At 41.5% G+C, this 18,159-nt stretch carries 18 protein-coding genes, 1 pseudogene and 1 other annotated feature; of the genes and pseudogenes, 11 read left to right on the forward strand and 8 right to left on the reverse strand.

Going from position 1 to position 18,159, the window contains the following annotated elements; all coding sequences use genetic code 11:
* Positions 1-58: 58 nt before the first annotated feature.
* Positions 59-679, reverse strand: coding sequence for an L-threonylcarbamoyladenylate synthase (locus tag WDV75_RS10290; RefSeq protein ID WP_273557607.1), 621 nt, complete (start codon positions 677-679; stop codon positions 59-61).
* Positions 676-1,569, reverse strand: a complete 894-nt coding sequence (gene rnm / locus WDV75_RS10295; protein ID WP_273557606.1) for an RNase RNM — start codon at positions 1,567-1,569, stop codon at positions 676-678. Before rnm ends, WDV75_RS10290 begins: the two co-directional genes overlap by 4 nt.
* A gap of 242 nt (positions 1,570-1,811) precedes the next feature.
* Positions 1,812-1,917: a sequence feature (Trp leader region), on the forward strand.
* Positions 1,918-1,945: 28 nt separating this feature from the next.
* Between rnm and WDV75_RS10300 the strand changes: the two genes are divergently transcribed.
* The 6 genes from WDV75_RS10300 to trpA all read left to right on the forward strand — a co-directional run bounded on the left by WDV75_RS10300 (position 1,946) and on the right by trpA (position 8,541).
* Positions 1,946-3,505, forward strand: coding sequence for an anthranilate synthase component 1 (locus WDV75_RS10300; RefSeq protein ID WP_273557605.1), 1,560 nt, complete (start codon positions 1,946-1,948; stop codon positions 3,503-3,505).
* Positions 3,505-4,083: a glutamine amidotransferase-related protein gene (locus WDV75_RS10305; RefSeq protein WP_273557604.1), complete on the forward strand. Its 579-nt coding sequence runs from the start codon at positions 3,505-3,507 to the stop codon at positions 4,081-4,083. The genes WDV75_RS10300 and WDV75_RS10305 overlap by 1 nt, the downstream gene beginning before the upstream one ends.
* Positions 4,084-4,149: 66 nt before the next feature.
* Positions 4,150-5,154 carry an anthranilate phosphoribosyltransferase gene (gene trpD, locus WDV75_RS10310; protein WP_273557603.1) on the forward strand — a complete coding sequence of 335 codons (1,005 nt, stop codon included), beginning with the start codon at positions 4,150-4,152 and terminating at the stop codon, positions 5,152-5,154.
* Entirely contained in the window at positions 5,151-6,515 is a 1,365-nt protein-coding gene (gene trpCF, locus WDV75_RS10315; protein ID WP_273557602.1) for a bifunctional indole-3-glycerol-phosphate synthase TrpC/phosphoribosylanthranilate isomerase TrpF, read from the forward strand. Before trpD ends, trpCF begins: the two co-directional genes overlap by 4 nt.
* 30 nt (positions 6,516-6,545) lie before the next feature.
* The gene (gene trpB / locus WDV75_RS10320) at positions 6,546-7,760 is read left to right on the forward strand and encodes a tryptophan synthase subunit beta (RefSeq protein ID WP_273557601.1); all 1,215 of its coding nucleotides are present in this window, start codon (positions 6,546-6,548) and stop codon (positions 7,758-7,760) included.
* Positions 7,735-8,541 carry a tryptophan synthase subunit alpha gene (gene trpA / locus WDV75_RS10325; protein ID WP_273557600.1) on the forward strand — a complete coding sequence of 269 codons (807 nt, stop codon included), beginning with the start codon at positions 7,735-7,737 and terminating at the stop codon, positions 8,539-8,541. Before trpB ends, trpA begins: the two co-directional genes overlap by 26 nt.
* A gap of 79 nt (positions 8,542-8,620) precedes the next feature.
* Here trpA and ompW read toward each other — a convergent pair whose 3' ends face one another.
* Positions 8,621-9,262 (reverse strand): outer membrane protein OmpW, encoded by a 642-nt coding sequence (ompW, locus tag WDV75_RS10330; RefSeq protein WP_273557599.1) that lies wholly within the window; start codon positions 9,260-9,262, stop codon positions 8,621-8,623.
* Positions 9,263-10,060: 798 nt separating this feature from the next.
* Between ompW and WDV75_RS10335 the strand changes: the two genes are divergently transcribed.
* On the forward strand, positions 10,061-10,816 hold the full coding sequence (locus WDV75_RS10335) for a YciC family protein (protein ID WP_273557598.1): 756 nt from the start codon (positions 10,061-10,063) through the stop codon (positions 10,814-10,816).
* Between the two features lie 51 nt (positions 10,817-10,867).
* On the opposite strand, the gene WDV75_RS10340 is transcribed toward WDV75_RS10335, so the two are convergent.
* Positions 10,868-12,574 (reverse strand): SulP family inorganic anion transporter, encoded by a 1,707-nt coding sequence (locus WDV75_RS10340; RefSeq protein WP_273557597.1) that lies wholly within the window; start codon positions 12,572-12,574, stop codon positions 10,868-10,870.
* A gap of 226 nt (positions 12,575-12,800) precedes the next feature.
* On the opposite strand from WDV75_RS10340, the gene WDV75_RS10345 reads away from it, so the two are divergent.
* The 3 genes from WDV75_RS10345 to WDV75_RS10355 all read left to right on the forward strand — a co-directional run bounded on the left by WDV75_RS10345 (position 12,801) and on the right by WDV75_RS10355 (position 14,471).
* On the forward strand, positions 12,801-13,337 hold the full coding sequence (locus tag WDV75_RS10345) for a septation protein A (protein ID WP_273557596.1): 537 nt from the start codon (positions 12,801-12,803) through the stop codon (positions 13,335-13,337).
* 78 nt (positions 13,338-13,415) lie between these two features.
* Complete coding sequence (yciA, locus tag WDV75_RS10350) at positions 13,416-13,856, forward strand: acyl-CoA thioester hydrolase YciA (protein WP_273557595.1); 441 nt, start codon at positions 13,416-13,418, stop codon at positions 13,854-13,856.
* A gap of 414 nt (positions 13,857-14,270) precedes the next feature.
* Positions 14,271-14,471, forward strand: coding sequence for a hypothetical protein (locus WDV75_RS10355; protein ID WP_273557594.1), 201 nt, complete (start codon positions 14,271-14,273; stop codon positions 14,469-14,471).
* A gap of 98 nt (positions 14,472-14,569) precedes the next feature.
* Here WDV75_RS10355 and WDV75_RS10360 read toward each other — a convergent pair whose 3' ends face one another.
* Positions 14,570-14,665, reverse strand: coding sequence for a hypothetical protein (locus tag WDV75_RS10360; protein ID WP_420497491.1), 96 nt, complete (start codon positions 14,663-14,665; stop codon positions 14,570-14,572).
* Between the two features lie 381 nt (positions 14,666-15,046).
* On the opposite strand from WDV75_RS10360, the pseudogene WDV75_RS10365 reads away from it, so the two are divergent.
* A pseudogene (locus tag WDV75_RS10365) lies at positions 15,047-15,363 on the forward strand (IS4 family transposase); the annotation flags it as partial.
* An 85-nt stretch (positions 15,364-15,448) separates the two neighbouring features.
* On the opposite strand, the gene WDV75_RS10370 reads toward WDV75_RS10365, so the two are convergent.
* The 3 genes from WDV75_RS10370 to WDV75_RS10380 form a co-directional block, all read right to left on the reverse strand.
* On the reverse strand, positions 15,449-15,925 hold the full coding sequence (locus tag WDV75_RS10370) for a DUF2846 domain-containing protein (RefSeq protein WP_273557593.1): 477 nt from the start codon (positions 15,923-15,925) through the stop codon (positions 15,449-15,451).
* Positions 15,926-16,614: 689 nt separating this feature from the next.
* On the reverse strand, positions 16,615-17,292 hold the full coding sequence (tonB, locus tag WDV75_RS10375; protein WP_338859733.1) for a TonB system transport protein TonB: 678 nt from the start codon (positions 17,290-17,292) through the stop codon (positions 16,615-16,617).
* 264 nt (positions 17,293-17,556) lie between these two features.
* Complete coding sequence (locus WDV75_RS10380; protein ID WP_273557591.1) at positions 17,557-17,736, reverse strand: YciY family protein; 180 nt, start codon at positions 17,734-17,736, stop codon at positions 17,557-17,559.
* Positions 17,737-18,159 lie beyond the last annotated feature (423 nt).

The following is an 18,159-nucleotide window of genomic DNA, read 5'->3' on the forward strand; positions in this document are numbered from 1 at the left end:
CACAGGCGTCGTGATACTAAATAAAATTGAATTGTATACTTTAAGAAAATCGTACACTTTATAAAAAAGGTGTTACATCACCTTCGCCTTCACGAAGGATTACGGGCGAATCCCCCGTCAAATCTACTACCGTCGTCGGTTGCTGCCCAAGATAACCACCGTGAATGATTAAATCAACTTGTTTACCCAAAGTATCTTTAATCTCTTCAGGATCAGATTCGGCAAAATCATTTCCGGGTAAAATCAAGCTACATGACATCAATGGTTCACACATCCCTTCCAGCAATGCCAACGCAATAGGATTAGAAGGAACACGTAAGCCAATCGTCTTACGCTTTTCGTTCATCAAGCGACGCGGTACTTCTTTTGTCGCCTGTAAAATAAACGTGTAATTACCAGGCGTATTATTTTTGATCAACCTGAATGCCTGATTATCTACATGGGCATAAGTGGCAATTTCAGACAAATCACGACACATCAAGGTAAAATTGTGGCGTCCTTCCAATTGGCGAATACGACATATACGCGTCATCGCATCCTTATTTTCCAGGCAGCACCCAATAGCATAACCTGAATCAGTAGGATAGATAACAACTCCGCCCTTTTTCAGTACATCAACACTTTGGTCAATAAGACGGGCTTGTGGATTGTCAGGGTGGATATAAAAAAACTGGCTCATACAATAACCTCTATACTTCTATGCAGTCCAAGCCGTGACCAGTCGTGCCATATCGGTACAACATCACCGGGTAACCACAAATTGCGCCCAAGTTCTATCCATGAACAAGGTTGGTGAAAATCCGATCCTAATGATACTTTCAACCCATAGTCTCTTGCCAGTTGACCAAGTTGCTGTCTTTCATTAGGGGCTTGCTGGCACTGTGCAACTTCCATTGCATCACCACCATGTTGTTTAAACCAAACTATTAACCGTTTTAACCATTTCGTCGACAAATTATACCTGCCGGGATGGGCAATCACAGCCTGTCCCCCTGCCTGGTGAATGGTTTCAATAGCCTGCTCGATTGTACACCATTGCGGTGGAACATAACCGATTTTTCCCTTTACCAGATATTTTTTGAACACTTTCGGGATAGTCGGTACAACTCCCGTTTCTACCAAATAACGGGCAAAATGGCCGCGAGTGACTTGTCCACCATTGGCTAATCTGGATGCCCCTTCCCAGGCATCAGCAATGCCTGCTTTGGCTAATCGTTTTCCCATTTCAACACCACGCTGTTGCCTTAAATCAACCTGATGCGCTAAAAACTTCCTTAAGGAAATAGAGTGGATATCAATATCTAAGCCAACGATATGGATTTCCAGATTTTGCCATAATGTCGAAATTTCAACGCCGGATATCAAAGTTAATGGCAAATTATTTTGCTGAATATAGTTTAAAGCGGGCGGGATCCCCTCCGTCGTATCATGATCGGTGATTGCCAGTACATCAACCCCCATAGCAATGGCTCTGTCTACGAGCTGATCAGGTGATAAAACGCCATCTGAAGCAGTCGTATGGCTATGCAGATCATAGCGTCTTGTCATTTCACTGGCGGCTTCAATCATTGTTTTTTAACCTGTTTTCGGATGGGAAGAAGGCACTATCGATTAAGTGATATGAAGCGCTATCAAGCGCAAAGCGGTTATGATAACACAAGAAGAAAAAAAATCATTGACAAGCAAACCACGAACCAGTTTACTAGTACATGGGTTGACTAAGACACTCTTTACTAAAAAAACTTTTATCAAAAAACCATTGAATCAATGAGGCACTCGAAATGAGCGTATTTATGCAAACTAAGCAGTCAAAGCGTTGGTGGCACAACTTCCCAGTCAGGGCGGTTGGCTCACGCACGTAAGTTCAGAATAGATACGCAAGTGCCAAAACCCGCCCTAAGAGGCGGGTTTTTTTATAAATAAAGATTAGAAACGGGGTATGAAGATGACTGGCAAAGAATTTAATATCTCTATAAATCAGGTAGATACTCTCTACCAGACAGATCCAACACTGCTTTTTCATCAACTTTGTAGTAATCGCCCAGCAACGTTATTGCTGGATTCTGCTGAAATTCACAGTAAAAAGAATCTTAAAAGCATTTTGATCATTGATAGTGCTATGCGCATCACGGCCAACGGGCGTCAAGTTACTTTTGAGGCGCTCACTGAAAACGGCCAAAACCTGATCCCGATACTCACTAACTTACTATCAGGTAAAGCTCAATTAGATGTAGAACCGAAGGTTATGCGAGCACGGTTTCCGGCCATTGAGCACCATCTGGATGAAGATAGCCGGCTAAAATCCGATTCAGTTTTTGATGCATTGCGTGCCCTGGCAGCACTAGCCTCTTTTTCAGAAAACCCCGATGCCATTTTTGTTGGTGGATTGTTTGCTTACGATTTAGTCGCCGGTTTTGAACCATTACCTAAAGTAGAAGCTCATCAACGTTGCCCTGATTTCTGTTTTTATCTCGCAGAAACACTATTAGTGATCGATCATCAAGATAAACATTCACGTCTGCAAACTTCATTGTTTGGCGAATCTGATTCAGAAAGAAAACGCCTTAAAGCGCGTTTAGCAACCTTAGTTACAGCCATTTCAGCCCCGCTTCAGCCACTCTTACCTGTCACATTACCCGATATTACTGTCGGCTATAACCAAAGTGATGAACAATACGCAAATATCGTGCGTCAGCTACAGCGATTTATCCGTCAAGGGGATATTTTTCAGGTAGTTCCATCGCGTCGTTTCACCTTGCCATGCCCTTCTCCGCTGACCGCTTATCATGTATTGAAAAAACAAAACCCAAGCCCTTATATGTTTTTTATGCAAGATCAAGATTTTTGCCTGTTTGGGGCTTCACCAGAAAGTGCTCTTAAATATGATGCCAACAACCGCCAGATCGAAATTTATCCGATAGCCGGTACTCGACCACGTGGACGTGATCACAACGGGGAATTGGATGCCGATCTTGATAGCCGAATTGAGCTGGAAATGCGCACGGATGCGAAAGAAATGTCTGAACACGTGATGTTAGTCGATTTAGCTCGCAACGATTTAGCCCGTATCTGCGAACCGGGCAGTCGATATGTCGCCGATTTAACCAAAGTCGATCGTTATTCATTTGTTATGCACCTGGTTTCCCGTGTTGTCGGCACACTTCGACATGATTTAGATGCTTTCCACGCCTATCAAGCTAGCATGAATATGGGTACATTGACGGGAGCCCCTAAAGTTCGGGCGATGCAACTCATCGCAGAATATGAAGGTGTACGACGTGGCAGTTATGGCGGAGCCGTCGGTTACTTCACTGGCAAAGGGGATTTTGATACCTGCATAGTGATCCGTTCCGCCTATGTGGAAAACGATCAAGCCACCATTCAAGTTGGAGTCGGTGTCGTGCTGGACTCTATTCCTCAGTCGGAAGTAGATGAAACTCACAGTAAGGCCAGAGCTGTTATTCGCGCCATTGCACAAGCGCATCATGTGGAGGTGACATTCTGATGGCTAATATTCTTTTACTCGATAATGTAGATTCCTTCACATATAACCTTGTGGATCAACTGCGTACTCATGGTCACCATGTTGTTATTTACCGCAATACCGTGCCAGCAGACGTCATTATTGCCAAACTTAATGAGATGGCATCTCCTCTTTTAATGTTATCCCCTGGTCCGGGGAAACCCTCAGAGGCAGGCTGTATGCCCGCATTGATTAAACAAGCAATAGGCCAGATCCCGATAATCGGAATTTGTCTTGGACATCAGGCGATTATTGAAGCTTACGGAGGAAAAATTTCTGCTGCTCAGGAGATTTTGCATGGCAAAGCAACACCGGCCATCCATGATGGGAAAAATATGTTTTCCGGTCTCCCAAATCCTTTGTCTGTCGCCCGTTACCATTCTCTTGCCGCTGTGCATACTCCAGCAGAACTGACAGCTTCTGCTTCATGCGGTGATATTGTGATGGCTGTGCGACATGATGAGCACAAAGTTTGTGGTTTTCAGTTTCATCCCGAATCTATCTTGACTACACAGGGTGCCAAACTCCTTGAACAAACTCTAGCCTGGGCATTGAACTAACAATTTCAAAGACAGATGAGTTTAAGGGTATCGAATTAAAAGCACTCAACTTAAAGGAATGGGAAGATGCAGTTGATTTTTGACAAATTATTCAGTGCTCAGGCACTGACACAACAAGAAAGCCAGCAGCTATTCACCGCCATTATTCATGGTGAGCTGAACGATACACAACTGGCTGCTGTATTAATTAGCCTGAAGCTGCGTGGCGAGCAGCCACAAGAAATTGCGGGCGCAGCCCAGGCGTTCCTGGCAAACGCAGCCCCCTTTCCTCGCCCGGATTACACGTTTTGTGATATCGTCGGCACAGGTGGAGACGGTTCCAATAGCATCAATATTTCAACAGCCAGCGCCTTTATTGCTGCTGCCTGTGGCCTTAAGGTGGCAAAACATGGAAATCGCAGTATTTCCAGTCGGTCTGGATCATCTGATTTATTAGCTGCATTCGGCATTGCATTGGATGCTCAAGCTGAAGAATCACGCAAGGCTTTGGATGAAATTGGGGTCTGTTTCCTGTTCGCCCCCCAATATCACAGTGGATTCCGTCATGCGGTGCAAGTACGCCAGCAACTAAAAACCCGAACACTATTTAATGTACTTGGCCCGTTGATCAATCCGGCGCGTCCTCCTGTGTCTCTCATCGGCGTCTATCACCCTGAATTAGTTGAACCCATAGCCCATACCTTACACGCTTTAGGTTATCAACGCGCCGCCGTTGTACACAGCGGAGGAATGGATGAAGTTGCCTTACATGCACCAACTTATGTTGCAGAGCTTAATCACGGTGAAATTCGCCAATATCAATTAACAGCAACAGATTTTGGTTTGCCAAACCATCCAATATCATCACTGCAAGGTGGATCACCAGAAGAAAACCGCAACATGTTGGCAATGTTGTTACAAGGTCACGGAAACCAAGCCCATGCTCATGCCGTAGCAGCCAATGTAGCTCTGTTAATGAAGATCCACGGGCAAGAAGACCTACGGGAAAATACTCAATTGGCACTCGATACTATTTACAGCGGCCAGGCCTATGAAAAAGTAACGGCATTGGCAGCAAGGACCAGATCATGAAAACCAGCGTATTACAGAAAATTGTTGAAGATAAAGCGGCATATCTGATTACTCGTAAAGCAGAGCAACCGCTGGAGAGTTTTATTGCTGATATCGTTCCAAGTCATCGTCGGTTTTATCAAGCCTTGACTCATAAGCAAACCATTTTTATTTTGGAATGCAAAAAGGCATCCCCGTCAAAGGGATTGATTCGCGAAGATTTCGATCCTGTCCATATTGCTAAAACTTATCAACCTTATGCCGCTGCAATCTCTGTCCTGACCGATGAAAAATACTTTCAGGGCAGTTATGATTTTCTCGCCATGGTCAGTTCTGCTGTCCATCAACCTGTTTTGTGCAAAGATTTTATTATTGATGCCTATCAGGTTTATCTTGCCCGTTATTATCAGGCTGATGCTATTTTACTGATGCTGTCTGTCCTTGATGATGATACATATCGTAAATTATCGGCATTGGCCCACAGTCTTGATATGGGTGTATTGACCGAAGTCAGTAATGAAGATGAACGGCAACGGGCAATTAAATTGGGCGCAAAGGTTATTGGTATCAATAATCGGGATCTCCGTGATTTGTCCATTGATTTAGAGCGTACCCGTAAATTATCGGTGGGTTTACCTGAAGACACCATCGTCATCAGTGAATCCGGTATCCACCAGCATCGTCAGGTGCGAGAATTAAGCCAATTTGCCAATGGTTTTCTTATCGGTAGTTCTTTAATGGCACAACAAAATTTAGATCTCGCCTTACGACGCCTAATTTTAGGTGACAACAAAGTTTGTGGCTTGACTCGCCCACAGGATGCCAAAGCTGCGTTGCAAATGGGTGCCGTTTACGGTGGTTTAATTTTTGCCGAAAAATCACCGCGCAAAATCAGTCTGCAAAAAGCTCAACAAATCATCAATGAAGCCTCTCTGCTATATGTTGGTGTGTTTCAAAATCAACCCATTGATTTTGTCAATAATACTGCCCGTAGGCTTTCACTCACCGCAGTGCAACTGCACGGAAGTGAAGATGAAAACTACATCAACGCCCTGCGCTCGGTACTACCTGAACATTGTGAAATTTGGAAAGCCATTAATATGTCTAAGGCTGAGGACGTTTCCGTAATACCTCATGTTGATCACTTACTGTTGGATAACGGAGCTGGCGGAACGGGAAAACCATTTGACTGGCAATTAATTAATCCATTAATTCAGCATAACAGTTTTCTGGCGGGTGGCCTGAATGCTGAAAACTGTCAACTGGCAGCAACACTTGGTTGCTATGGATTGGATTTTAACTCAGGCGTTGAAGTGTCTCCAGGCATCAAAAGCAGCCAGAAAATCAAGCAGGTGTTTCAACAATTGCGCTGTTATCACTAATTTTTCAGATAAAAATGGATGAGTAGAACAATGAGTAAATTGAATCCTTATTTTGGCGACTTTGGTGGGCAATTTGTGCCACAAATTTTAATCCCTGCACTTAACCAATTAGAAGAAGCTTTTATTGATGCACAGAAAGATCCGGAATTTCAGTATGCATTTCAGGATCTCTTAAAAAACTATGCAGGCAGACCTACTGCCTTAACGCTGTGTCAAAACCTGACGAAAGGGACAAAAACACGTTTATATCTGAAACGTGAAGATTTGCTTCACGGCGGTGCTCACAAAACCAATCAGGTCTTAGGGCAAGCATTGTTGGCAAAACGCATGGGAAAGCATGAAATTATTGCTGAAACAGGTGCAGGTCAACATGGCGTCGCCACCGCGCTAGCTTGTGCGCTATTGGGGCTGAAATGCCGTATTTATATGGGAGCAAAAGATATTGAACGCCAATCGCCCAATGTTTTTCGTATGCGTTTGATGGGTGCAGAAGTGATCCCTGTCCACAGCGGTTCAGCAACCTTGAAAGATGCCTGTAACGAAGCAATGCGTGACTGGTCAGGTTGCTATGAGAAAGCACATTATCTATTAGGCACTGCCGCAGGCCCTCACCCCTATCCGACAATGGTACGAGAATTCCAACGTATGATTGGTGAAGAAGCCAAAGCGCAAGTTCTGGAAAAAGAAGGCCGTTTACCTGATGCAGTCATTGCCTGCATTGGTGGTGGTTCAAATGCCATCGGTTTGTTTGCTGAATTTATTCCAGAAAACGATGTCCGCTTGATCGGTGTTGAACCTGCGGGGCATGGTATTGAAACTGGAGAGCATGGTGCCCCATTGAAACACGGAAAATTGGGAATTTACTTTGGCATGAAAGCCCCCATTATGCAGACAGAAGATGGGCAAATTGAAGAATCTTATTCTATTTCGGCGGGTTTAGATTTTCCTTCCGTTGGTCCACAACATGCCTATTTAAACAGTATCGGTAGAGCCGATTATGTTTCAATTACTGATGATGAAGCGCTGGATGCTTTCCAGGAACTCTCACGCAATGAAGGTATTATTCCGGCACTGGAATCCTCTCATGCGTTGGCTTACGCCTTGAAAATGATCCATGAGTCTCCAGACAAGGAACAACTATTAATTGTCAATTTATCTGGCCGTGGTGACAAAGACATTTTTACCGTTCACGATATTTTAAAATCCAGGGGGAAATCTGATGGGACGTTACGAACAACTTTTTAAGAAGCTGCAAAACAAAAACCAAGGCGCTTTTGTTCCTTTTGTCACCCTTGGTGATCCTAATCCTGAATTATCATTGGAAATTATTGATACCTTAATTTCAGGTGGTGCTGACGCCCTTGAATTGGGTATTCCGTTCTCAGATCCCCTGGCTGACGGCCCAACTATCCAAAATGCCAATCTGCGCGCGTTATCATCCAAGGTCACGCCTACATTATGTTTTGACCTGCTGGCTAAAATACGGGCTAAATACCCTGATATACCCATTGGCCTGTTAGTTTACGCTAATCTCGTCTTTCACAATGGCATTGATGAATTTTATCGTCGCTGCAAAGATGCCGGTGTTGATTCCGTTCTTGTGGCTGATGTACCGTTATCCGAGTCATCACCTTTCCGTTCAGCCGCCATAAAGCATGATATTGCCCCGATCTTTATTTGTCCCCCAAATGCAGATGATGATTTATTACGTGAAATTGCTTCATTTGGACGGGGATATACCTATCTGCTATCAAGAGCGGGAGTAACTGGTAGTGAAAATCGTGCTCAACAACCACTTAGCCATATTGTCAATAAGCTCAAAGAATATCACGCAGCTCCTGCTATACAAGGTTTTGGCATTTCAGAGCCAGAGCAGGTTATAACCGCTCTCAATGGCGGTGCGGCGGGTGCAATTTCAGGTTCAGCTGTTGTCAGAATTATTGAAGATAACTTACATCAACCCAATATCATGCTGGCAAAATTAATGGATTTTGTTCGTGCCATGAAAAACGCCACACAATTATAAGCCCACTAACAAAAAAATGGGGCAATGACGCCCCATTGGTTCTCTCTTATGTCACAGTCAAACACATACGTAGCTTTAGTTAGAAACTATAACCAACACCGAACATAAAGACCCATGGATCAAGACGGGTTTTATATTTTTTCTCTACATCACCAACTTTGAATTTCACATCAGTCTCAATATTCATCCACCAAAGCGAAGTATTCAGCATCCAGTTTTTGTTCAGTTGATAATCCAGGCCAACCTGCCCAGCGATACCCCAAGAATCTTTCAGATCTAAGCTATTTAAATTAGCGGCCTTCACGGTTGCATTATTACTAAATTTTTCGCTAAAGAAAGTCGTGTAGTTAACACCAATCCCGACATAAGGACGAAATTCATTTTCTGATGAACCAAAATAATATTGTGCCATTAGCGTTGGTGGTAAATGTTTAACTTCAGCGATTTCACCCGCTCCCGGCAAACTGACCCTATGCTGGAATGGTGTCGCTGCCAATAATTCAACACCAATATTATCAGTAATCATGTAACCAAAAGTTAAGCCCAACTGGGTATTATTATTGACACCAAAAGATCCCAATCCTAATACATTATCAGAACCCACATGCGGCCTTACCGTTGCTGTACCTGCACGGAACAAGAAGTCACCTGCTTCATGGGCAAAAGTCAATGACGGGGCTAACGTAGCAGCAGCCAATACAAGCGCAGAAATCTTTTTCATTATCCATCCCATTTGTGTGGTTTTAAAACAGTCAGAAATATACCCGTTTGTTTACTATTGTGATCTAAGATAGATCACATCTTTTAAATATTTTTGGCGCAGTAAGGTATTTACCACTTTATTATTTCATCTACTGGATATTTTAAATTGATCCAAATCAAAATTTTCTGCGTATTAATTTTAATGCCATCCATGATTTATATCTTAATATCATTTTTTGAATGAATAACAATATACGCATTAAACTTCAAGCTGCAATTGACAACACGATATGAAACCTGGTTTTTCCCTGCTTTACGGGGAGAAATCACACGCATCTTGAAGTGAGATTGGTATAAACAATAATAAAAATTATATATGCATTAAATTTCAAGTTGCAATTGACAACACGATATGAAACCTGCTTTCTCCCCGCTTCGCGGGGAGAAAGCACATACATCTTGAAGTGAGATTGGTATATATTAAAATCCTTTATTTAATATTCCAACCTCCAATCAATTTATTAACACAAAATTAATAAATTGATCATTAATATATGCATTAAACTTCAAGCTGCAATTGACAACACGATATGAAACCTGATTTCTCCCCGCTTCGCGGGGAGAAATTACATGCATCTTGAAGTAAGATTGGTATATATAAAATCTACACTGAGGAAGTGTAGCAAAAAAGAACTCTTCCCCCCACCAGCCTCAAGATACAGGATCAAGTATTGGAGTAAATCTTAGGTATCCAATAATCCACCTAACAAGGTACAATTGTTCCCTATTGTTGTTTTATTTGATAGGAGCCACTTTCATGCCCATCACGGCAAATACCCTGTATCGTGACAGCATCAACTTTTTAAAGAATCAACTGTTGAATATTGTCATCCTCTCCATCTTGGCCGCGCTGGTGACAACACTGCTGGGACATTTATTCATGCCGAATGATGAACAGCTCAATTTAATCGCTGAGTTGCAAAATATAGTCAGAGAGTCCGGCAACACAGGTATTCAACGTTTCGTGGTGCAATTAACGCCGGATGAGCAGTTCACGTTAATGCGCACAATGCTAGGGATTTTATTTACCCAAATATTTGGTAATACCCTACTAACGGCCAGTGTGTTGGTACTCATCAATGCTATCTCTCGCGGTCAGCAAACGAATGCTATTCATGCCAGTACATTATCAATAACACAACTCCCTAAGATGTTCTTGCTAATGTTTATTTGTACCCTGTTGGTCCAAATTGGCTACGCTTTAATGGTCCTGCCAGGGATCCTGTTTTCTATTGCATTCTCACTGGCTCCTATTTTTTTGTTTGAGAAAGGCAAAAATGTTTTTGCAGCTATGCAAAATAGTTGGAAGTTAGCATTTGGTAATCTGCGCTTGTTGATCCCAGCTATACTGCTATGGCTTGCCGCCAAGCTAATCCTGGCTCTTGTGCTGACAAAAATGCCCAATATGTTGCTATCAGTGCTGGATAATTTCTTATCGTCTCTGTTGCTGATTTACCTATTCCGCTTGTATATGTTGGCCAGACCACAAAATAAAACCACAAACGATATTTAATAATCACCTAAAATCGTTCACCTCACGGCAATGCTGCGAGGTGAACCGCAGTTACTTTTCCTGTTTGTCCTCCACTTGCTGCTTACTTTGAAGTAAACGAATGGCAAAATAGAGATCCGGCACAACTATCAAATCGTCATCACTACGACTGAGTTTGTTTTGTTTAATCCAGCGGTTCAGTTCTGTCCTGCGCCCTGCCAAGACCAATGTCACTCCTTTCTTTTTTAATTCTGTGATTAACTCATCCAACACGGCAAAAACACTGACATCATCATAGGTAAAACTGACCGTCGCATCGACTACTAACCATACAGGACCATTTGCAGCACTGTTCACATGCTGTAATACCCGTTTTTTGAAATATCCGGCGTTAAAATAAGTGAGTGGAGAGTTAAAACGGTACATCATAATGCCATCTACCGGTTTGATATCATTATGCTTATGGATGGAACGAACCATACCTTGGTCATTCACACCCAACAGCTGATCCGAAGGCCGAAAAACTATTCGCAGAAATTGCAATAATCCCAGCAAAACAGCAAAACCAATACCATCGATCACCCCCACCAGCAAGACGGCAATTAACGTAAAAATTGACAGGGTAAAAGCCTGGCGATTACGTTTTCGATAAGCCCAAAGATTTTTTAAACTCAATAAAGACCAAGTGGAAAAGATCAAAACAATACCCAGTGATGACAAAGGGATATACACCAAAAATTCGGTCATAAATAGCAATACCAGCAAAATGGCACAAGCCGCTATCACCGACACCATTTGCGTTTTACCACCTAGTGCATCATTGACCGCAGTACGGCTACCCGCAGCACTGACAGCAAAACCTTGTGATAATGACGAGGCGATATTGGCAATACCCAATGCCTTAAGCTCCTGATCTGCATCGACTTGGTAGCCATTTTTACTGGCAAAACTACGCGCTGTTATCATAAAACTGACGAAACTGATCACCGCTAAGTTAATGGAAGGAACCACTAAATCACGTATGATACCGAGTTCAAATTCAGGTATAGGAACAATAGGCAAACCACTCCCCATACTCCCCACAATCTGGATACCATATTGACTGAGTTCAAATTGCCAACTGATATAAGTCGATACGATCATGGCCACCAGTGGTGCCGGCCAACTCGGACGGAGAAAATGTACACTAAGCAGTACCAGCAGCGTCATTACTGACATCCCTACCGTCGGCCAATGAGATTCTAATAAGCTACGGGGAAAAGCAATCAATCGTTCAATCAATTCCGCAGGTAACCCAGATAGTCCAAAAATTTTAGCCAGCTGATCAGCCATAATAGTGATCGCAACGCCGTTAATAAAACCTTTCAAAATGGGATGAGAGATAAAATCAGCGAAGGCACCCAAACGAAAATGGCTGGCCAAAATACACCAAAATCCCGTCATAAACGTCATCACTATGGCAAGCTGCCAACGTACGTGTTCATTTCCCAATGCCAACGGTGTAACAGCGGCAGCAATAACAGCACACGTTGCAGCATCTGGACCAACAATCAACTGCCGTGAAGTACCGAACAGTGCATACGCAAACATCGGTAAAATACAGGCATATAAACCAATAATGGCACTAATTCCCATTAATTCAGCATAAGCAATCGCAACGGGCAGCGCCACTGCGGCAACAGAGAGACCCGCCCGCATATCATGGCCGAAATACGCTCTACGGTAATGACAGATATTTTCCAAACCTGGCATCCAACGATGTAATCTTTCCCACAACATAGCTTTTATGTCCTTTTGTGAAAATAGAACCTAGTGATAATGCGTAGCTAAATGGAAACTCACAGCTTCCTTCTCCCACACTTAGCTTGTCGCTCATTGTGATAAAATGCTTCAAACAGATGAAAAATGTTTTTTACCTGATAAATAAACCATTTCATTGAGATCTGGTACACTCTGGCACAAATCCAAAAACATGCCATCATTGACTTCATAATGGGTTCAATTTATGAAACAACTTTTAGACTTTTTGCCACTGGTCGTTTTCTTCGTCGTCTACAAAATGCACGACATTTTCTATGCATCTGGCGCCTTGATTGCAGCAACAGGGTTAGCTGTTGTCATTACTTACCTGATTTATCGTAGAGTTGAAAAATCCTCCTTAATTACATTTGTTATGGTTGCTGTTTTCGGCACTCTGACACTGGCCTTCCACAGTGATTTATTTATTAAATGGAAAGTGACTGTCATTTATGCCATTTTTGCGCTGGTATTACTTATCAGCCAATGGGTGATGAAAAAGCCGTTAATTCAACGGATGTTAGGCAAGGAGTTAGAATTACCTGATTTTGTCTGGAACAAACTGAATATGGCTTGGGCGATTTTCTTTATTGCTTGTGCATTAGCAAATATTTATGTCGCTTTCTGGCTACCTCAAGATGTTTGGGTAAACTTTAAAGTGTTCGGGTTAACGGCATTGACACTAGTCTTTACTGTATTGAGTGTGGTATATATCTACCGTCATCTGCCTCGCGAACAAAAATAATATAATGACCTTCATAATGGATACCTGCCGATGCAGCGGCAGGTATTGTTGTATTCACCAAATAAATCAAGTTTTCTAATGACACAACAACAATGCTTACCAAACGGAGAATTGGTTCTCCGTACACTGGCCATGCCTGCTGATACTAATGCCAATGGGGATATTTTCGGTGGCTGGCTGATGTCTCAAATGGATATTGGCGGCGCAATCTTAGCAAAAGAGATTGCTCTGGGGCGCGTAGTAACTGTTAGCGTAAATGGCATCAGTTTTCTGAAACCGGTTGCGGTAGGTGACGTCGTATGCTGCTACGCCCGTTGTCTGAAAACGGGAAATTCATCTATCACTATTAATATTGAGGTGTGGGTGAAAAAAGTGGCTTCTGAGCCAGTCGGTCAGCGTTATCGTGCTACAGAAGCCGTTTTCACCTATGTTGCCGTTGATGAAAATAATACTTCCCGTCCTTTGCCTGAAGATAAAAGACATTTCAAGTTGGAAAGCAGCGAAATTGACAATAATTAAATTAAAACAAAATGTTAAATAAAATACAAAACGCATAAAAACCACACATGTACACACCTATGTACAAACAGAAAACATACTCGCTATAGCACATAGCAATGGATTTTACGTACATTAGATAGAGGAAGTTCAGGTCATAGGTAAGGATAAAAAGGAAATCACTATCACCACACACAGGGCAGTCATCTGCCCTTTAACTCTCAGGGTGATCATCTAAAAAATTTTCCGATTTGAAATCGGGAAATCCCTATAGTTCCTGTATATAACTCAAATCTGAGCCATGATGGAAATTCCTATTATCTTTAAGATTCGAGAAATTTTTCACACACCCATCAGCTAAAATTTCAGCTGATGTATAATTAGTCAAACATTCGTCCGATTGGAACTGCCCCCCAAATTATTAGGTAAGCCAAAGTGAAGACCACGGTAATTTCATACCTCCGTTTGAAACAGAAGCGTGCTAAATTAAAGACGGGGAAACCTCCACGCTTACTCGCTTACTGTACTAAATTTCATCAGCCACCTCAAAACCGCAATCATCCAGATGCAACACTGCAAGATAAAGGATTTGTTGTCCTGAGCAATGATTCTGGTAGCAATTACCAAAAGCAGTAAAAGCGGCGTATGATTTAGCGAATACAGCTAATCAAAATGCCAATATTCAACTAGCCAAAGACCAAAACGGAGCGGATATAGAAAACATCAATCTTTTGCTACATGAGATCTGCTTCTGGATTACCTTCGGATAAATTTCGCGCATCCAGATAATGTGCAAATGTTATACAAATAGTCACATACGCCTGAGCCATCAATAGCAAACAATAGAATTTTATTTCCTGCTTCCAAGCGTTGAAAATCTGTATTAATTTTCATACGCAATGTGCCTGTTCATCAAATATAGCTAATTCTCATGCCCCACCAGACATGGGGATCATAATTATTGCGTCTGCCTTGACCCGATATTGACCCGTTTGTAGTCATTTATATTCTCCTTTCAATAGGAAGCCAAAAGCCAGTAGCGAAAATGCTGGCTTTTTTATTTGGTTAATTAGGTAGGATTAAAAAAACCATGCAAAAACGCCCGATGAAAAATAATTTCACAGGTTAATTTCATGGTCTTAGATTTTGGAGTGAGTGAAGGCTAGATTTTATTCTTAAGTTATAGAATTATTTAGTTAGAAGACCACATTCTGCTGCGCAGCCAGTCAGTGAACGGGGGTTATTCAGGAAATATGGGGAATTCTTCTGGCTTACAATTTGGTGCGAGTCGAAATAAGCCGTATAGCCGCAGAGGCTGGCGTCTCTCCATTGCGTATCAGTTTTATTATGGCATTACGGGATATTCATATGGTGTGCGATTGCAACTCCCGGAACTATTCCCAAAAAACTCAGGGCACTGAGGGAAAGAGTGAAACGGTATATTTTGCCTGAAAAAAGAAAACGGCCCAAAAGTCGGACCGTTCGTATGTCGAAGACTCGCTACTCTATTCGATCAAAACATTCTTAACTGAATGGTGTTATCATAAGAGGCCGTTATTTAAAAGGAATACAAAGACTGACCAGAGTCATAAATCTAGTTAGTATAATGGAAATCAATTACCACAATACCCTTCCTTGGCAAGACGAACATCTGACTTAGATATTACCTTTTTTCCTTCTTCCTCTGTTGATACACTTAAATCAGCGCCACCAACAAAAACGCCCATCTTTATGTACTGCCTTACGAAGTAATTTTTCCCAGATTCAGTAAAAATGAGTAAATCATTAGGGGAAAATTCCGATTCAGTAGATATTTTGTGGTTTCGGTCACCTGCTACCTGTGTGTAGAAAAAAGTTTTACCTGCTGTTTCTCCAAGACACTTACCATCAACATGAATATCTTTTTTTAGAGCCTTGCCGACAAAACTGTCTCGGTAAATATATAAACCAGATTTGCCCTTCTCTGGAGCAGGGAAACTTTTAGCTTCTACTGTTTCTTGTTCAGTTGCAAGAGGTACGCTAGCACAACCACTGAGAAGTAAAGCGCTTAAAAAAGAAACGGACAAAAGCAATTTTTTAGTATTCATCATAAAATAGAACCTTTTTATATCATTTTCCATTACATTAAAAGATAACAAACAAACCGTAACCAACCCACACCTAGCTTTTCATTACCTCCATTGTTAAATTTTATTCATTATACCAATCAATGAAGGAAAACGACCCCAAATAAATGCATAAATAGCATCGACAGCTTATCTTTGAAGCAGTGCATCTGTGCCATACAGGTAACAAGTTAATCACTGATCAAATAAATCATAGACGATTTAAAGCTCTAATAGAGCTTTATGTCACCATCTCAACTCAATTGCATTCATTTTGTTGTTAGTTCCATGTTAATCAGCACATCAAAGCCTGATAAATATTCTATGGGGGCTCATTTAGCTATGTTTTTGATTGGTAGATACGCAAATTTCTCTCTATTGAGTCTGACGTTAAACAGATAACTATCATCTTTATTACCAATGTCGTGAATTTCTCATAACGCCAAATGAATATTTGTGACTATTTCTGATTACAACAAATAAAGGATTAAATTATCTTAAAAATCAAAATATTAATTAACAAAATGTGACTGCACGTGACTGGAAATGATTAATAGTGATTAAATAAAGGCATTTCAAGTTGGAAAGTAGTAATTCAGAGTCATAATTCATTTTGCTGATGAAGTTAGGGGATGTTTTACATCCCCTGTTCAGGAAAGAGACGTTTTGGTCAGTTAGGATTGTGAAATTCCCGTAGTTTTAAACTCGATAGTTGTTATATGTCCGGTAGCAGGAATTTTTTCATAACGCCATTTTCTCATCGCTTTTTTCACTTCACGTTCAAACACATTCTTCGGATTGGCAGAAATAATTTCAATATTCTTAACTCGGCCATTTTCATCAATATCAAATTTTACCTTTACCGTCCCCTCAGTGCCTAGCTGTCGTGCTCTGGATGGATAAACGGGATCTGGCCTATTCAATGCCTTTGGTCCGTTTTGTACCCCAACTTTTTCACTAATGGTATGGTGCTTCGATTTTTGATCATCCAAATTCTTTGCCGTCTGAGTTTCTTGATCAGAAATAGGATTCAGCGGTTGTTCCGAAGCTTTTTCTGTCTTTTTCTCTCTTGGCTTAACTTCTTTTTTGACAATTTTTTTCTTTTCAGGTTTAGGATTAGGCAAAGCGATTTCTGCAATAGGTTCAGGCTCCGGCTCAGGTTCTGGCTCAGGAAGTGATTCAGACACGGCAGGTTTGGAAACCGGTGCCTCTTCAGCAGCCAACTGGATCATGGCAACAGACATAGACGTAACTTCTGCCTGTTCCCCTGGTTTAATGGCATGGAAAAGTGCCGCAGCAATAGAGATGTGTAAACAAATGGAAAGTAGTATCGGCCAATGTATCCAACGCATAAGAGAATTCTTGCTTAACAGCATGATAGTCAGTTTTCAGATAGATATTAGTTTAAATGCAAATGACTATCATATTCAATAAAGATTCAAAAACATCTATCTCTGACTTGCATTTTTCAAGTGAAAATCTTATTGGATACACATGCTCACGCCAGTCATATCGCATAATTATTGGAGGCTAAAAATATTTTTCTTAACGGAAAAATATCAAGCCGTTAAGAAAATGCTGCACATTGACTCTAAGCAATTTGCACTATATTAACATTAAATCCACTCTATATGCTGGGTGAATAGAATCGATCTGCGACGCTTATAAGCATCTGCCTTACGCAGTGCATATATTCGTAAATTACGACGTGACTGCCCTTCCAACCAGCGACGACGACGGCAAAGACTTTGGCGGAGCATTCTCCAACGCCCGACTTCTCTTCTACTATGTTTCATAAATATTCCGGGTAATCTCTCATTGAATGAATAATATTATTCTTAATTGTCACTATTAGCGATGTCAACCCATTGCCTATCTATTCCATGGAAAATGGGAAGATTACCGCGTGTGATGTCTCCCCTCGAAGCGGGGGGAAATCAGGTTTCATAGAGTGTTGTAAATTGCAACTTGAAGTTTAATGTGTATATCATCAACCATTCATGATTTATTTATATCAATTTGCATATATTGCATACAGTTTATAAAGTCAAGTCGTCGTTATAAGTGGCTAAATAGTCATGGCATTTATCATAATTAGCGCTTTTTGCTAAAATTGCACTCTATTCAATTAATGATATTAAGTTGATAGTTTGCCCGAATTTCTAGAAACTTGTGGCAATGACTGCATTAAATATCTAAATAAATAGGATTGATTGCCA

It is taken from the genome of Xenorhabdus griffiniae (assembly GCF_037265215.1).
GTDB lineage: Bacteria > Pseudomonadota > Gammaproteobacteria > Enterobacterales > Enterobacteriaceae > Xenorhabdus > Xenorhabdus griffiniae.

Bases quoted from the DNA above. Each gene is read 5' to 3' on its own strand.
- WDV75_RS10290 (WP_273557607.1), bottom strand. From the start codon at position 679: ATGAGCCAGTTTTTTTATATCCACCCTGACAATCCACAAGCCCGTCTT.
- rnm (WP_273557606.1), bottom strand. From the start codon at position 1,569: ATGATTGAAGCCGCCAGTGAAATGACAAGACGCTATGATCTGCATAGC.
- WDV75_RS10300 (WP_273557605.1), top strand. From the start codon at position 1,946: ATGACTGGCAAAGAATTTAATATCTCTATAAATCAGGTAGATACTCTC.
- WDV75_RS10305 (WP_273557604.1), top strand. From the start codon at position 3,505: ATGGCTAATATTCTTTTACTCGATAATGTAGATTCCTTCACATATAAC.
- trpD (WP_273557603.1), top strand. From the start codon at position 4,150: ATGCAGTTGATTTTTGACAAATTATTCAGTGCTCAGGCACTGACACAA.
- trpCF (WP_273557602.1), top strand. From the start codon at position 5,151: ATGAAAACCAGCGTATTACAGAAAATTGTTGAAGATAAAGCGGCATAT.
- trpB (WP_273557601.1), top strand. From the start codon at position 6,546: ATGAGTAAATTGAATCCTTATTTTGGCGACTTTGGTGGGCAATTTGTG.
- trpA (WP_273557600.1), top strand. From the start codon at position 7,735: ATGGGACGTTACGAACAACTTTTTAAGAAGCTGCAAAACAAAAACCAA.
- ompW (WP_273557599.1), bottom strand. From the start codon at position 9,262: ATGAAAAAGATTTCTGCGCTTGTATTGGCTGCTGCTACGTTAGCCCCG.
- WDV75_RS10335 (WP_273557598.1), top strand. From the start codon at position 10,061: ATGCCCATCACGGCAAATACCCTGTATCGTGACAGCATCAACTTTTTA.
- WDV75_RS10340 (WP_273557597.1), bottom strand. From the start codon at position 12,574: ATGTTGTGGGAAAGATTACATCGTTGGATGCCAGGTTTGGAAAATATC.
- WDV75_RS10345 (WP_273557596.1), top strand. From the start codon at position 12,801: ATGAAACAACTTTTAGACTTTTTGCCACTGGTCGTTTTCTTCGTCGTC.
- yciA (WP_273557595.1), top strand. From the start codon at position 13,416: ATGACACAACAACAATGCTTACCAAACGGAGAATTGGTTCTCCGTACA.
- WDV75_RS10360 (WP_420497491.1), bottom strand. From the start codon at position 14,665: ATGGCTCAGGCGTATGTGACTATTTGTATAACATTTGCACATTATCTG.
- WDV75_RS10370 (WP_273557593.1), bottom strand. From the start codon at position 15,925: ATGATGAATACTAAAAAATTGCTTTTGTCCGTTTCTTTTTTAAGCGCT.
- tonB (WP_338859733.1), bottom strand. From the start codon at position 17,292: ATGCGTTGGATACATTGGCCGATACTACTTTCCATTTGTTTACACATC.
- WDV75_RS10380 (WP_273557591.1), bottom strand. From the start codon at position 17,736: ATGAAACATAGTAGAAGAGAAGTCGGGCGTTGGAGAATGCTCCGCCAA.